This is a genomic window from Streptomyces sp. NPDC107471 (genome assembly GCF_055582845.1).
Window position 1 is genome coordinate 144,523 of sequence record NZ_JBVJPC010000016.1, and the last position, 13,456, is coordinate 157,978.

At 71.9% G+C, this 13,456-nt stretch carries 10 protein-coding genes and 1 pseudogene; 9 read left to right on the forward strand and 2 right to left on the reverse strand.

From position 1 onward, the window contains the following. Positions 1 to 35 precede the first annotated feature (35 nt). Positions 36 to 896: an alpha/beta hydrolase gene (locus ACZ66S_RS37850; protein ID WP_469906112.1), complete on the reverse strand. Its 861-nt coding sequence runs from the start codon at positions 894 to 896 to the stop codon at positions 36 to 38. A 119-nt stretch (positions 897 to 1,015) separates the two neighbouring features. Here ACZ66S_RS37850 and ACZ66S_RS37855 point away from each other — a divergent pair, with 119 nt between their 5' ends. The 9 genes and pseudogenes from ACZ66S_RS37855 (at position 1,016) to ACZ66S_RS37895 (ending at position 11,491) form a co-directional block, all read left to right on the forward strand. Beyond that, the gene (locus ACZ66S_RS37855; RefSeq protein WP_469906113.1) at positions 1,016 to 1,783 is read left to right on the forward strand and encodes a winged helix-turn-helix transcriptional regulator; all 768 of its coding nucleotides are present in this window, start codon (positions 1,016 to 1,018) and stop codon (positions 1,781 to 1,783) included. 119 nt (positions 1,784 to 1,902) lie between these two features. Then, the gene (locus ACZ66S_RS37860; protein WP_469906114.1) at positions 1,903 to 2,925 is read left to right on the forward strand and encodes a LacI family DNA-binding transcriptional regulator; all 1,023 of its coding nucleotides are present in this window, start codon (positions 1,903 to 1,905) and stop codon (positions 2,923 to 2,925) included. A 131-nt stretch (positions 2,926 to 3,056) separates the two neighbouring features. After that, positions 3,057 to 4,208, forward strand: coding sequence for a S1C family serine protease (locus ACZ66S_RS37865; RefSeq protein ID WP_469906115.1), 1,152 nt, complete (start codon positions 3,057 to 3,059; stop codon positions 4,206 to 4,208). A gap of 27 nt (positions 4,209 to 4,235) precedes the next feature. After that, positions 4,236 to 4,415: a hypothetical protein gene (locus tag ACZ66S_RS37870; protein ID WP_469906116.1), complete on the forward strand. Its 180-nt coding sequence runs from the start codon at positions 4,236 to 4,238 to the stop codon at positions 4,413 to 4,415. 103 nt (positions 4,416 to 4,518) lie between these two features. Then, positions 4,519 to 5,256, forward strand: a complete 738-nt coding sequence (locus ACZ66S_RS37875; RefSeq protein WP_469906117.1) for a response regulator transcription factor — start codon at positions 4,519 to 4,521, stop codon at positions 5,254 to 5,256. Beyond that, on the forward strand, positions 5,253 to 6,692 hold the full coding sequence (locus ACZ66S_RS37880; protein WP_469906118.1) for a sensor histidine kinase: 1,440 nt from the start codon (positions 5,253 to 5,255) through the stop codon (positions 6,690 to 6,692). Before ACZ66S_RS37875 ends, ACZ66S_RS37880 begins: the two co-directional genes overlap by 4 nt. Positions 6,693 to 6,768: 76 nt before the next feature. Continuing rightward, on the forward strand, positions 6,769 to 8,820 hold the full coding sequence (locus ACZ66S_RS37885; protein WP_469906119.1) for a pectinesterase family protein: 2,052 nt from the start codon (positions 6,769 to 6,771) through the stop codon (positions 8,818 to 8,820). Positions 8,821 to 8,909: 89 nt separating this feature from the next. Next, complete coding sequence (locus tag ACZ66S_RS37890) at positions 8,910 to 10,673, forward strand: immunity 49 family protein (protein ID WP_469906120.1); 1,764 nt, start codon at positions 8,910 to 8,912, stop codon at positions 10,671 to 10,673. Between the two features lie 124 nt (positions 10,674 to 10,797). Then, positions 10,798 to 11,491 (forward strand): annotated as a pseudogene (locus ACZ66S_RS37895) (response regulator transcription factor). Positions 11,492 to 11,494: 3 nt separating this feature from the next. Here the strand turns inward: ACZ66S_RS37895 and ACZ66S_RS37900 are convergent. Further along, complete coding sequence (locus tag ACZ66S_RS37900; RefSeq protein ID WP_469906121.1) at positions 11,495 to 13,276, reverse strand: ABC transporter ATP-binding protein; 1,782 nt, start codon at positions 13,274 to 13,276, stop codon at positions 11,495 to 11,497. Between the last annotated feature and the right edge of the window lie 180 nt (positions 13,277 to 13,456).

The window sequence follows — 13,456 nt, forward strand, 5'->3', positions numbered from 1 at the left end:
GCTTCCTCAATCGTTCGGTGGTGTACGGGGCCAGGCTAGCCGCCCGCTGTGACAGCCCAGTCCCCGATCCGGTCCAGCAGCCCGTCGCCGACCGCGTGCTCGGCGTGGCCCATGGGCTCGATCCACAGCTCGGCGTGGTCGCCGGCGGCCTCCGCGAGCATCCGCGGGTGGTCCAGGGGGAAGTAGCCGTCCCGGTCGCCGTGGACGATGAGCAGCGGGGTGGGGGCGATCCTCGGGACCGCCTCGACCGGGGAGAGGGGGACCGGGTTCCACTCGCGGTGGTGGATACGGGTGCGGAAGCCGTAGCGGCCCACCGCCCGGCCCGCGGGGCGGGTGACCAGCCAGTGGAGCCTGCGCATGGGGGCCGTGCCGCGGTAGTACCAGCGGGCCGGTGAACTGACCGCGACCACCGTGTCCGTGTGCACGTCCGGGCGGCCGCCGGCCTCCGGCCGGTGGAGCGCCGCGTGCCGCAGCACCACCGAACCGCCCATGGAGAAGCCGACGGTCACCACGCGCGCGTGGCCGAGTTCGCGGGCCCACGCCACCGCGGCGGCCAGGTCCAGCACCTCGCGGTCGCCGACCGTGGAACGCCCGCCGGAGGCTCCGTGGCCGCGGAAGGAGAAGGTGACCACGCCGGCGTACCGCGTCAGCGCCCGCACCACCCGGCGAACATGCGGACGATCCACGTCGCCGGTGAAACCGTGCGCGACCACGAACACCAGGTCGCGCGCGGGCGGCCGGGCGGGGTCGTATACGAAGGAGGGCGGATCGTATACGGAATCGATCGCCACTCCGTCGTCGGTGTGCAGAAACGTCCGTATAGGTGCGGGTCTGCGCGTCTCGGAATGCGGACGCGCGGTGGAACGTCCCACACGACCTGCCTGCTCCATGCCCATGTGGGCTATTCTCGTCGGAAGAGGACTCGGGCAATGCAGCCCCCGGGTCCTTTTGTGCTTTCGGACACCCCTGTGCACGAAGGCCATGACCCTCGCGGGACCGAGGAGGAACCAGACGTATGAGTTCTCTGCTGCTCCTGACCAACGCCCTCCAGCCGTCGACGGAGGTGCTTCCGGCCCTCGGCCTGCTCCTGCACAACGTGCGCGTGGCCCCCGCGGAGGGCCCCGCCCTGGTCGACACCCCCGGTGCCGACGTCATCCTCGTCGACGGCCGCCGCGACCTGCCCCAGGTCCGCAGCCTGTGCCAGTTGCTGCGCTCGACGGGCCCCGGCTGTCCGCTCGTCCTCGTCGTGACCGAGGGCGGCCTCGCCGCCGTCACCGCCGACTGGGGCATCGACGACGTCCTCCTCGACACCGCGGGGCCCGCCGAGGTCGAGGCACGGCTGCGCCTGGCCATGGGCCGCCAGCAGATCGTCAACGACGACTCCCCCATGGAGATCCGCAACGGCGACCTGTCGGTCGACGAGGCGACCTACTCCGCGAAGCTCAAGGGCCGGGTCCTCGACCTCACCTTCAAGGAGTTCGAACTCCTCAAGTACCTCGCCCAGCACCCGGGCCGCGTCTTCACACGCGCGCAGTTGCTCCAGGAGGTCTGGGGCTACGACTACTTCGGCGGCACCCGGACGGTCGACGTGCACGTACGGCGGCTGCGCGCCAAGCTCGGCCCCGAGCACGAGTCGCTGATCGGGACCGTCCGGAACGTCGGTTATCGATTCGTTACGCCCGAGAAGGGCGACCGGGTCTCCGACGAGGCGAAGGCCAGGGCGGACCGGGCAAAGACGGCGGATGCGGACGAGAGCGCCGCCCTTGAGGACGTAGAGGCGTAGCGGGTCCCGCGCATGGGCATGGCTCCCGCACCGGCGCACCCCCGGAAGCCCCTCGGAGGGAGTACAGGACCCTCCTTCACGCCCTGCCCAGAGCGGGTCCATCCGCGTAGACTCCGCGCGTGGCCAAGGTAACCAGGGATGACGTGGCAAGACTCGCGGGGACGTCCACCGCGGTGGTCAGCTACGTCATCAACAACGGACCCCGGCCGGTTGCCCCGGCCACGCGCGAGCGTGTCCTCGCCGCGATCAAGGAGCTGGGGTACCGGCCCGACCGGGTCGCCCAGGCGATGGCGTCGCGGCGCACCGATCTCATAGGCCTGATCGTGCCGGACGCGCGCCAGCCGTTCTTCGCGGAGATGGCGCACGCGGTCGAACAGGCCGCGTCCGAGCGCGGCAAGATGGTGCTCGTCGGCAACTCCGACTACATCGGCGAGCGCGAGGTCCACTACCTGCGGGCCTTCCTCGGGATGCGGGTCTCCGGGCTGATCCTGGTCTCGCACGCGCTCAACGACAACGCCGCCGCCGAGATCGACGCCTGGGACGCCCGGGTCGTCCTGCTGCACGAGCGGCCGGAGGCGATCGACGACGTCGCCGTCGTCCTCGACGACCTCTCCGGCGCCAAGACCGCCGTGGAGCACCTGCTGGGCCACGGCTACCCCTACGTCGCCTGCATGGGCGGCACGGCCGACACCCCCTCCGTCGGCGACCCGGTCTCCGACCACGTCGAGGGCTGGCGGCAGGCCATGGAGGAGGCCGGGCTCCCGACCGAGGGACGGCTCTTCGAGGCGCCGTACAACCGCTACGACGCGTACAAGGTGGGGCTGGAGATCCTCGCCGGGCCGCGGCGCCCGCCGGCCATCTTCTGCTCCACCGACGACCAGGCGATCGGCCTGCTGCGGGCCGCGCGCGAGCTGCGCATCGACGTGCCGGGCGAGCTGGCGGTCATCGGCTTCGACGACATCAAGGAAGCGGCACTGGCGGACCCGCCGATGACGACGATCGCGTCGGACCGGTCGGCGATGGCCCGGGCCGCGGTGGACCTGGTGCTGGACGACGGGCTGCGGGTCGCAGGCTCCCGCCGGGAGCGGCTGAAGGTGTTCCCCTCGAAGCTGGTCGTGCGCCGCTCCTGCGGCTGCGAGTGAGTTTCCTGAAGGCCGTCTGAGAAGACCTGACCGAAGGCCAGCGGCGGCTTTATATCGGGCATACGAGGTTCTGCCGGGCTTCTCAGCAAGCACTCAGGGAGCTCTCATGGTCGCGCGACAAGCTTTTTGTCATGACCGAGAGCTTCCGCCGCGACGGCGAGTACGAGCAGTACGAGAACCCCTCCCAGGGCGCCCAGCAGCAGCACGCTTCGTCGCCCGTGAACCCCGAGTGGCCGCCCCCGCCGGCCCAGCCGCCGGCCGTCGAGCCGACCACCGTGTGGCCGGGGCAGCAGCAGGCGCAGCCCGCCCCCGCCTTCGCCGCCCAGGGCGCCGGTTCGTACGGCGGTGACGGTGACGGCGGCGGAACCGCTCTCCTCACCGCGGCCCCGGCCGAGCCCGCAGCGCCCGCCCCGAAGCGGCGCACCGGTCCCCTCGCCCTCCTCGCCGCCGTCGCGATCGTCGCCGCGGCCATCGGGGGCGGCACCGCCTACGGCATCCAGGAGCTGACCGGCAACGACACGGTCGCCTCCAGCAGCACCAGCACCAACGTGGTGCCGTCCTCCGCCAAGGGCACGGTCGCCGGGGTCGCCAAGGCGGTCAGCCCGAGCATCGTCGAGATCAACGCCACCTCGAACGCCGGTGAGTCCACCGGATCCGGCGTGATCATCACCAGCGACGGCGAGATCATCACCAACAACCACGTCATCTCCGGCGCCTCCACCATCAAGGTGAGCACCAGCGACGGCAAGACCTACACCGCGAAGGTCGTCGGCACCGACAGCAAGAAGGACCTCGCCCTCATCAAGCTGGAGAACGCCTCCGGGCTGTCCCCGGCCACGCTCGGCAACTCCGACGGCGTCCAGGTCGGCGACGAGGTCGTGGCGATCGGTTCCCCCGAGGGCCTGACCGGGACCGTGACCAGCGGCATCGTCTCCGCCCTGAACCGGGACGTGACCGTCGCCACCGACGAGGGCCAGAGTCAGAACCAGGGCGGCGGCAACGGCCAGTGGCCGTTCGAGTTCGGCGGCCGGCAGTTCAACGGCGACACCGGCTCGTCCACGACGACGTACAAGGCGATCCAGACGGACGCCTCCCTCAACCCGGGCAACTCCGGCGGCGCGCTGATCGACATGAACGGCAACATCATCGGCATCAACTCGGCGATGTACTCGGCCAGTTCCGACTCGTCCACGGCCGGCAGCGCGGGCCTCGGATTCTCCATCCCGATCAACACCGTCAAGTCCGACCTGGCCACGCTGCGGGCCGGCGGCTCCGATAGCTGACCCCCCGACCCCCGCGAGGAGCACGTCATGATCAAGCAGGTTTCGCACACGGTGGCCGGGACCGACCCGGCCGGGTTCGCCCTGGCCGTCGAGGTGGCGTACGCGCTGCACGCCCCGGCGCCCCGGGCCCCCGAGGTGGCCGCCACGGCAGCGGCCCGCCGCGGGACGACCGCCGCCCGCGGCCGCCGCCGCCCCGTACGCGGCTGACCGTGCCGGAGCACGTCCTTCAGCGCCGGCGGGGAACCGTGCGAGGCTGAAAGCGTTCACCACCTTCAGTCCCCGTTCCCCACCGCACCCGAGGAATCGAGCCATGAGCCCCGCCGAAGGCGACCGTGACCCCCAGCGCATCCTGATCGTCGACGACGAGCCGGCGGTGCGCGAAGCACTCCAGCGCAGCCTCGCCTTCGAGGGCTACGACACCGAGGTCGCCGTGGACGGTGCCGACGCGCTCGACAAGGCCACCGCGTACCAGCCCGACCTGGTCGTCCTCGACATCCAGATGCCCCGCATGGACGGGCTCACGGCCGCCCGGCGCATCCGCGGCGCGGGCGACACCACGCCCATCCTGATGCTGACGGCCCGCGACACGGTCGGCGACCGGGTCACCGGGCTCGACGCGGGCGCCGACGACTACCTGGTCAAGCCGTTCGAGCTGGACGAGCTCTTCGCCCGGGTGCGGGCGCTGCTGCGGCGGTCCTCCTACGCGGCGGCGGCCGGGGCGGCGTCCGCCGAGGACGACGAGGCACTCACCTTCGCCGACCTGCGGATGGACCTCGCGACGCGTGAGGTCACCCGGGCCGGGCGGCCGGTGGAACTGACCCGCACGGAGTTCACCCTGCTGGAGATGTTCATGGCGCACCCGCGCCAGGTGCTGACCAGGGAGCAGATCCTGAAGGCGGTCTGGGGCTTCGACTTCGAGCCCTCCTCCAACTCGCTGGACGTCTACGTCATGTACCTGCGCCGCAAGACGGAGGCGGGCGGCGAGCCGCGGCTGGTGCACACCGTGCGGGGCGTCGGGTACGTGCTGCGGCAGGGGGGCGCGGAGTGAACAGGCTCCGGCGCCGGTACCGTTCCCTGCCGATCCGGTCCCGCCTGGCCCTGCTGGTCGCGGCGGCGGTGGCGTTCGCGGTGGCGGCGGTGTCGGTGACGTGCTGGTTCATCGTGCAGGGGAAGCTGTACGACCAGGTCGACGGCGACTTGAAGGAGATGGCCAGCAGGCCCGGCACGGTGGGGGCGCTGCTCCAGAGGTGTACGCAGGCCCCGGAGAAGAACACGCAGGTGTTCCCCGGCCGGAACGACTACGTCCAGGCGATCAAGGCGGAGGGCGACCCCTGTGTCGACCCGACCTCGCCGGGGACGGTGAGGGTGACCGACGCCGACAAGGACGTCATCGAGACCGCGAGCGGCAGCACGCTCTACTTCCGCAACGGCACCGACGAGGACGGCAACTCCGTACGTGTGCTGACCCGGTACCTGGGTGTCGACACCAGCGATTCCCGGGGAGTCGCCCTGCTTCTCGCGGTCCCCCTCAAGAGCACCCAGTCCACCCTCAACGAACTCGCCCTGATCCTGCTCCTCGTCTCCGGCGTCGGAGTGCTCGGGGCCGGTGCCGCCGGGCTCGCCGTGGCACGGGCCGGTCTGCGGCCCGTGGACAAGCTCACCGAGGCCGTGGAACACGTGGCCAGGACCGAGGACCTGAGCATCCGCATCCCCGTCGACGAGGACGCCGAGGACGAGGTCGCCCGGCTGTCCCGGTCCTTCAACTCGATGACCAGCTCCCTCGCCAGCTCCCACGAGCTCCAGCAGCAGCTCATCGCCGACGCGGGGCACGAGCTGCGCACCCCGCTCACCTCCCTGCGCACCAACATCGAACTCCTCACCCGCAGCGAGGAGACCGGCCGCCCCATCCCCGAGGCCGACCGCAAGGCACTGCTCGCCTCGGTGAAGGCGCAGATGACCGAACTGGCCGCCCTCATAGGCGATCTGCAGGAACTGTCCCGCTCGGAGGGCCAGCGCGGCGAACGCGTGCAGGTCGTCTCGCTGGAGGACACCGTCGAGGCGGCCCTGCGCCGGGCCCGGCTGCGCGGACCGGAGCTGACCGTCAACGCCTCGCTGGAGCCCTGGTACACGCGCGCGGAACCGGCCGCTCTGGAGCGTGCCGTGGTCAACATCCTGGACAACGCCGTGAAGTTCAGCCCCGAGGGCGGCACCGTCGACGTCCGGCTCACCGGGGGCGTCCTGACCGTCCGCGACCACGGCCCCGGCATCCCCGCCGAGGAACTCCCGCACGTCTTCGACCGCTTCTGGCGCTCCCCCAGCGCCCGCGCCCTGCCCGGCTCCGGCCTCGGCCTGTCCATCGTGGCCCGCACAGTCCGGCAGGCCGGCGGCGAGGTCACCCTGGATCACGCCGAGGGCGGCGGCACCATCGCGACCGTACGACTGCCGGGGGCGCCGACTCCGCCGCCGGAGACGCCCGCACAGTAGGCTGGTTCAGGCGGCAACCTTCCGTGCGGGAGCGGCGACTGCACTGCGGTCCATCCCCCCACGGAACGGAACCGCTATGAGTGAGACACACAGCAAGGCCCGCCACCGCAGCCGGAGGACGGCCCTGGCGGTCGGTCTCCCGCCGGCGCTGAGCGCCTTGGCAGTCATGGCCTACGGCATGCTCCCCGGTGTCCAGACCCCCGCGGCCGCCGCCACCGCCGCCGCCGCCGACTGGGCCACCGCCACCGCGGACGGCTTCGCCTCGGTCGACGCGCTCGGGCAGAACGGCACGTACGGCGGCCGGGACGGCCGGACCGTGACCGTGAGGACCCAGGCCGACCTGGAGAAGTACGCGACCGCGAGCGAGCCGTACGTCATCGTCGTCGCCGCGGCCATCGCCATGGACCCGGTCGGCAAGGAGATCAAGGTCCAGTCGGACAAGACCATCGTCGGGTCCGGGACCTCCGGGCAGATCGTCGGCGGCGGCTTCTTCCTGGGCCCGGGCGTGCACAACGTCATCATCCGCAACCTGACCGTCCGGGACACCTACCAAGGTGTCTGGAACGACAAGGACCACGACTTCGACGCCATCCAGATGGACGGCGCCCACCATGTCTGGATCGACCACAACGACCTGCGGCACATGGCCGACGGGCTCATCGACGTCCGCAAGGACAGCACCTACGTGACGGTCTCCTGGAACCGGCTCAGCCAGGACAACAAGGCGTTCGGCATCGGCTGGACGGAGAACGTCGTCACCGACATCACCATCCACCACAACTGGATCCGCGAGACCGAACAGCGCAATCCGTCGACGGACAACGCCGCCCACGCGCACCTCTACAACAACTTCCTGGAGGACGTGGCCGGCACCGACATCGCCTCCTCCTACGGCAACTACTCGCGCGGCGCGACCAGGATGGTCCTGGAGAACTCCTGGTTCCAGGGCTTCAAGAACCCCGTCATCAAGGACAGCACCGCGAGCATCGTCCAGAAGGGCAACACCTTCGTGGGCACCAGCGGCAGGAACGAGAGCGGGGGCACCGCCTTCGATCCGAGGACGTACTACGCCTACACCCTCGACAACACCGCCGACGTGCCCGCCCTGCTCAAGTCGGGGACGGGACCGCGCAGTTCCATCGGTACGACGGCCACCGCCAAGGCCGCGGCGGCCACGACGCTCACCGTCGCCAAGGACGGCAGCGGGCAGTACTCGACCGTGCAGGCCGCGGTGAACGCCGTACCGGCCGGCAACGCCTCGCGGGTGGTCATCCAGGTCAAGCCGGGGACGTACCGCGAGCTGGTCAAGGTGCCGTCCGACAAGCCGCACGTGACCATCCAGGGCACCGGGTCCAGCCGCAGCGACACGGTGATCGTCTACAACAACGCGTCCGGCACCACCAAGCCCGACGGCTCCGGCACCTACGGCACCGGCGGCAGCGCCACCGTCGCCGTCGAGGCCGACGACTTCCAGGCCCGCAACCTGTCGATCTCCAACGACTTCGACGAGGCCGCCCACCAGGACATCGCCAACCAGGCCGTCGCCCTGCGCACCGCCGCCGACAAGGTGTTCCTCGACGGGGTCATCGTCAGCGGCGACCAGGACACGCTGCTGGTGGACACCGCCGCCAAGGACAAGCTCGGCCGTGTCTACATGACGAACTCCTACGTCGTCGGCAACGTCGACTTCATCTTCGGCCGGGCGACCGCGGTGATCGACAAGTCCGTCATCACGCTGAAGAAGCGCTGGAACGGCACCTCGGCCGGTTACGTCACCGCGCCCAGCACCGCCGCGAACCGCAAGGGCATCCTCATCGCCAACTCGACGGTGAACGGGGACGTCTCGTCCGCGAGCTTCTACCTCGGCCGCCCCTGGCACGCCGGCGGCGACGCGAGCCTCGACCCGCAGACGACGGTCCGCAACACCTCGCTGAGCGCGGCGGTCAAGTCCACGCCGTGGACCGACATGAGCGGCTTCTCCTGGAAGGCCGACCGGTTCGCGGAGTACCGGAACAGCGGTGCGGGCTCGGGTGCGGCCTCGTCCGAGCGGCCGCAGCTCACCGACGCCCAGGCCGCGGACCAGGAGGTCGCCGACTGGCTGGCCGGTTGGACGCCGAGCAGCTCCTGACCTGCCGTTTCCTCTGCTTCCGCTCCGCTGTCAGACCCTCGATCTAGGCTGGTCGCGTAGATCAAGAAGTCGGACGGGGGAGCGGAACAATGGTGCGTATCGAAAGGCATCGGGTCGGCGAGGCGGCCGTCTCCGCGGTGCGGAAGGACTTCGCGAACCGGATCGGTTCGCAGGTCCACTCCATGTCCAAGGCCGGCCCGGTGACGGCGTGGGAGTGGTGGCTGATCGCCCAGGAGTTCGTCGAGTACCTCGGCGCGCTCTCGGTGGAGACGCCCGATCTGCACTCCCCCGAGGCGAAGGCGGTCCTGGAGGACGCCGCCGAGGCGGCCGCCGGCGCGGTGGCCTACGCGGCCTACTACCCGCGCGACCGCTTCGAGGTCTTCCTCACCTACCCGAACTGGGGCCTGGTCTACGACCGCGAGCCCGGCGGCACCCCCGAGCCGGTCACCGCCGCCAGGTGGCTGGACGCCTTCTGCCTGGCGATCCTCACCGAGCGGACCGGCCGGCACGGCGAGGCCTTCCACTTCGCCCGCGAGGCACCCCAGCGGGGCCGCTCCGGACACCCCGACGCCGAACTGATCAACGGCTTCATGGCGTACGTCGTCGGCGACACCGGCGATGACGACGCCCCCCACCCGCCCTCCCGCGAGCAGCAGCTCACCGCGCTCGACGCGGCGCTCGACCGGGTCCGGGCCCTGGCGGCGCAGACCGGCCGCCCGCTCGCCGACCAGCCGTACGGCATCGGGCTGCGGGCGCTGCGCGCGCTCACCGCGGGCGACCGGGAGGGGTTCGGGGAGGCGGTCGTCCGCCTGCTGCGGCCGCTGACCGGCACCCCCGGGCCCGGTGCGCGACCGGGCAGTCTCCTCCCCCTCCTGCCGATCGCGCTCACGGCGCTGGCGCACCGGGACGAGGGCTGGCCGCCCGCCGCCGACAGCGACTACCTGCCGGACGCGCTGGTCACCGGGTTCCGGGCCACCCCGCCGCGGGTGGGACCCTACGGCCGGGACCGGCGCCCGGACGCGGTGGCCGAACTCGCGTCGGGCGTGGTGGAGTTCGGGCGGTGTCTGGAGCCGCGCCCCCTGGACCCGGACAGCGAGGAGCAGTTCGAGCTGTACACCCGGGACGCCGTCACCCCGGTGCCGGGCAAGTCGCTCACCACCTTCGAGCTGGCCTACGCCGTCACCTACCAGGAACTCCTCTTCCGGACCCGCGCCGCGCACACGCCGGACGCGAGCGACGCCCAGGTGGAGAACCTTCGGCTGGCCGCGGAGCTGGGCGCCGCGCTGTTCCGTACGACGCTGGCGGAGCCCGGTACCGACGTGCCGGTGACGATCGACGGCAGGACCGTGACGTACCCCGCCTGCCGGGACGAGGACGCCGGGCCGGTGGCCTGGCACCGGGCGGTGCACCTCGCGCTGATCACGGGCCGGCGGGAGCATCTGGCGCCGCTGGTCCTGGCGGGCCCGGAGCGGGTCGGTGCGGACCGTTCCGTGGCGGCCTCCTACCGGCGGGCGCTGCACGCCTATCTGTGCGGCGAGGACCCGGAGCCGGCCACGGACCAGGCGCTGCGGGACGCCGGCAAGGCCCGTGACCAGGGGGTCCTGCCGCCGCCCGCGGTGCTCTTCTCCCAGCTCGTCGAGGGCGACGAGGAGAGCTTCAACCTGGCCCTCCTGGACGCTCTCGCCGCCCACCGCGACCACTACGCCGTGGCCGACCGCCCCTCCGACCCGGACGCCGTCCTCAGTCTCGACATCCTGGCCCTCGTGTGCCACGCGCGGCGACGGGGCTGGGGGATCAGGGTGCGATCGCCGTACCTGCCCCGGCGGCTCGTGGCGGCGGCGCAGCCGTTCTGACCGGGCCGGGCCCTGGGCGACGGGGGACGGAGGTGCCGGGAGGAGCGGACCGGCGCGGTCGCACCCAGCTCAGCCACATCCGGCTGCCAGGTCCGCCACAGCGCTCCGCCCCAGTGTGGGTGGGATGGCGGAGAAGATTCTGCTGGCCGACGACGACGAGGACGTACGGGAGGGTCTCGGCCGGCTGCTCAGGTGAGGGGTACGAGACCGTGCTCGCCGAGGACGGCCGGACGGCCCTGGACCTCGTGCGCGACGCACCGGACCTCGTGCTGATGGACGTCTCCATGCCCGGCCTCGACGGCCTGGCCGCGACCCGCAGGATCCGGGCCTCCGGCTCCACGGTCCCGATCCTGATGATCACGGGCCGGGACGCGGTGGGCGACCGAATCGTCGCCCTGGACAACGGCGCCGACGGCTACCTGACGAAGCCGTTCGCGCCGGAGGAACTGCTCGCCCGGGTCCGCGCCCTGCTGCGCCGCACCGCCCGCAGGCCCGCCCCGGCGGCCGCCCCGCCGGACCGGCTCGCCTTCGCGGACGTCACGGTGGACCTCCGCACCCGCACGGTCACCCGCGGCACCCGCCGCCTGGACCTCACCCGGACCGAGTACGCCCTCCTCGTCCATCTGATGCGCCACCCCGGCAAGGTCCTCAGCCGCTCCCAGCTCCTCAAGGAGGTCTGGGGCTTCGACTTCGAACCGTCCTCCAACACCCTCGACGTGTACGTGATGTACGTCCGGCGGAAACTGGAGAGCCGCGGCGAACCGCGGCTCGTCCAGACCGTGCGGGGCATGGGGTACAGCCTGCGCGTCAGCGCGTGAGGGTCAGCGCCTGAGGGTCAGGGTGTCGTCCGGCAGCCGCGGGACCGCGGTGTCCTGCGGGAGCGGGCCGAGGAGACGGGCGTAGGTGCCTCGGCGGGCCACCAGTTCGGCGTGGGTGCCCGCCTCCACCAGGCGTCCGCCGTCCACCACGAGGATCCGGTCCGCGTCCGGGGCCAGGCTCAGATCGTGGGTGATCATGATGGTCGTGCGGCCGGACATCAGCCGGCGCAGGGGCTGGACCACCTGACGGGCGGCCACCGAGTCCAGGCCGGCCGTGGGTTCGTCGAGGACCAGGACGGGAGCGGCCCGGAGCATCGCGCGGGCGAGGGTGATCCGCTTGAGCTGGCCGCCGGACAGGGCCGCCGTGCCGGGGGCGATGAGGGTGTCGTAGCCCTCGTGTAGGGCCGCCACGAAGTCGTGGGCCGCGGCCGCGCGGGCCGCCTGTTCGATCTCCGTGTCGCTCGCGCCCGGCCGGCCCGTCCCGATGTTCTCGCGGATGGTGCCGTTGAGGATCAGCGTCTCCTGCGGGAGCAGGGCGATCTGCTCCCGCAGGAACTCCAGGCCCAGGTGCGGGAGCGGGACTCCGTCCAGGGTGATCGCGCCCGCCGAGGGGTCGTAGAAGCGGGTGAGGAGCTTGGACAGGGTGGACTTGCCGGCGCCGCTCGGGCCGGTGACGATGACCAGCTCGCCGGGGGCGGCCGAGAAGGACACGTCGGTGAGGGAGTCGCGGTGGGCGTCCGGATAGCGAAAGCGCACCCCGTGGAAGCCGACCCAGCCGCGGACCGGCCAGGCGGGGACGGGTTCGGCCGGGTCGCCCACCGAGGGCCGCGCGTCCAGGATCTCGTTCAGGCGCCGGGCACCCGCGGTGGCGGCCGTGAGGGTGAGGCCGAGTTGACCGAGGTTGCGGACGGGCGGGTACAGGTAGCCGATGAAGGCGGCGAAGGCGAGCAGTTGGCCCAGGGTCATCCGGTCGGCCGAGATCTCCCAGACGCCCAGCCCGATCACGGCGAGCACGCAGAGCGTCTCCACGACCTCGACGAACTGCTCGTACATCTCGCTGAGCCGGGCTCCGCGCACCGACGCCCGCATCCAGGCGCGGGCCTCGCGGTCCAGGCGCCGCTCCTCGTCGCGGCGGCGGTTGTACGCCTGGGTCAGCACGACGTTGCCGAGGGACTCCGCCACGACGGAGGTGATCGCGCCGTCCGCGACCCGCTCGTCCTGTGCGGCCTCCCTGATGCGGCCGGAGAAGCGGCGGGCGGCGAACAGGAACAGGGGCGCGAGGACGAAGGTGGCGAGGGCCAGGTCCCAGCGCAGGTAGAGGGCGGCCGCCGAGTAGAAGAGCGCGGAGAACGCGGCGGCGACCGTGCCGACGACTCCGGACACGACCATCTGCTCGATGGCCTCGACGTCTCCGGTGAGGCGTTCGACCAGGTCGCCGTGGCGGTGCCGCTGGAAGAAGTGCGGGGGCAGGTCCTGGACGTGCCGGAACACCTTCGCGCGCAACCGCAGCACGAATCTCTCCGCGGTCCAGGTCGCGAGCGAGTTGCCGAGGTAGCCGACGAGCGCGCCCAGTGCGGCCACCGCGAGCCAGGCGCCGGCCGGGCCCCAGAAGGCGGCCAGCGAACCGGCCTTGAGGGCGGTGTCGGTGAGTTCCGCGAACAGCAGGAGCGCGGCGGTCTCGGCGAGCGCGGAGACCACCACGCACGCGACGATCGCCGCCAGCCACTTGCGGTCGCCGCGGGTCAGCGGCCAGAAACGACTGAAGGCCTCGCGGACCTCCCTCATGACGACTTCCTTTCAGGTACGGCCGTCCCGGGCGGCGGGGACGGCCGAGGCGGGGCCCCGGCGCGAGACACGCTCGCTCACCGGTGACCCCGCCTCGTGGTGTGCTGCCTCAGCCCTTGTGGGCAACCGGGCGGCGCTTCGGCGCGGCCTTCTTGTGGGCCTTCTTCTTCGGCGCCGGAG

Coding starts and splice junctions, on each gene's coding strand:
- ACZ66S_RS37865 (WP_469906115.1), top strand. CDS start 3,057: ATGACCGAGAGCTTCCGCCGCGACGGCGAGTACGAGCAGTACGAGAAC.
- ACZ66S_RS37875 (WP_469906117.1), top strand. CDS start 4,519: ATGAGCCCCGCCGAAGGCGACCGTGACCCCCAGCGCATCCTGATCGTC.
- ACZ66S_RS37870 (WP_469906116.1), top strand. CDS start 4,236: ATGATCAAGCAGGTTTCGCACACGGTGGCCGGGACCGACCCGGCCGGG.
- ACZ66S_RS37890 (WP_469906120.1), top strand. CDS start 8,910: ATGGTGCGTATCGAAAGGCATCGGGTCGGCGAGGCGGCCGTCTCCGCG.
- ACZ66S_RS37885 (WP_469906119.1), top strand. CDS start 6,769: ATGAGTGAGACACACAGCAAGGCCCGCCACCGCAGCCGGAGGACGGCC.
- ACZ66S_RS37855 (WP_469906113.1), top strand. CDS start 1,016: ATGAGTTCTCTGCTGCTCCTGACCAACGCCCTCCAGCCGTCGACGGAG.
- ACZ66S_RS37850 (WP_469906112.1), bottom strand. CDS start 896: ATGGGCATGGAGCAGGCAGGTCGTGTGGGACGTTCCACCGCGCGTCCG.
- ACZ66S_RS37900 (WP_469906121.1), bottom strand. CDS start 13,276: ATGAGGGAGGTCCGCGAGGCCTTCAGTCGTTTCTGGCCGCTGACCCGC.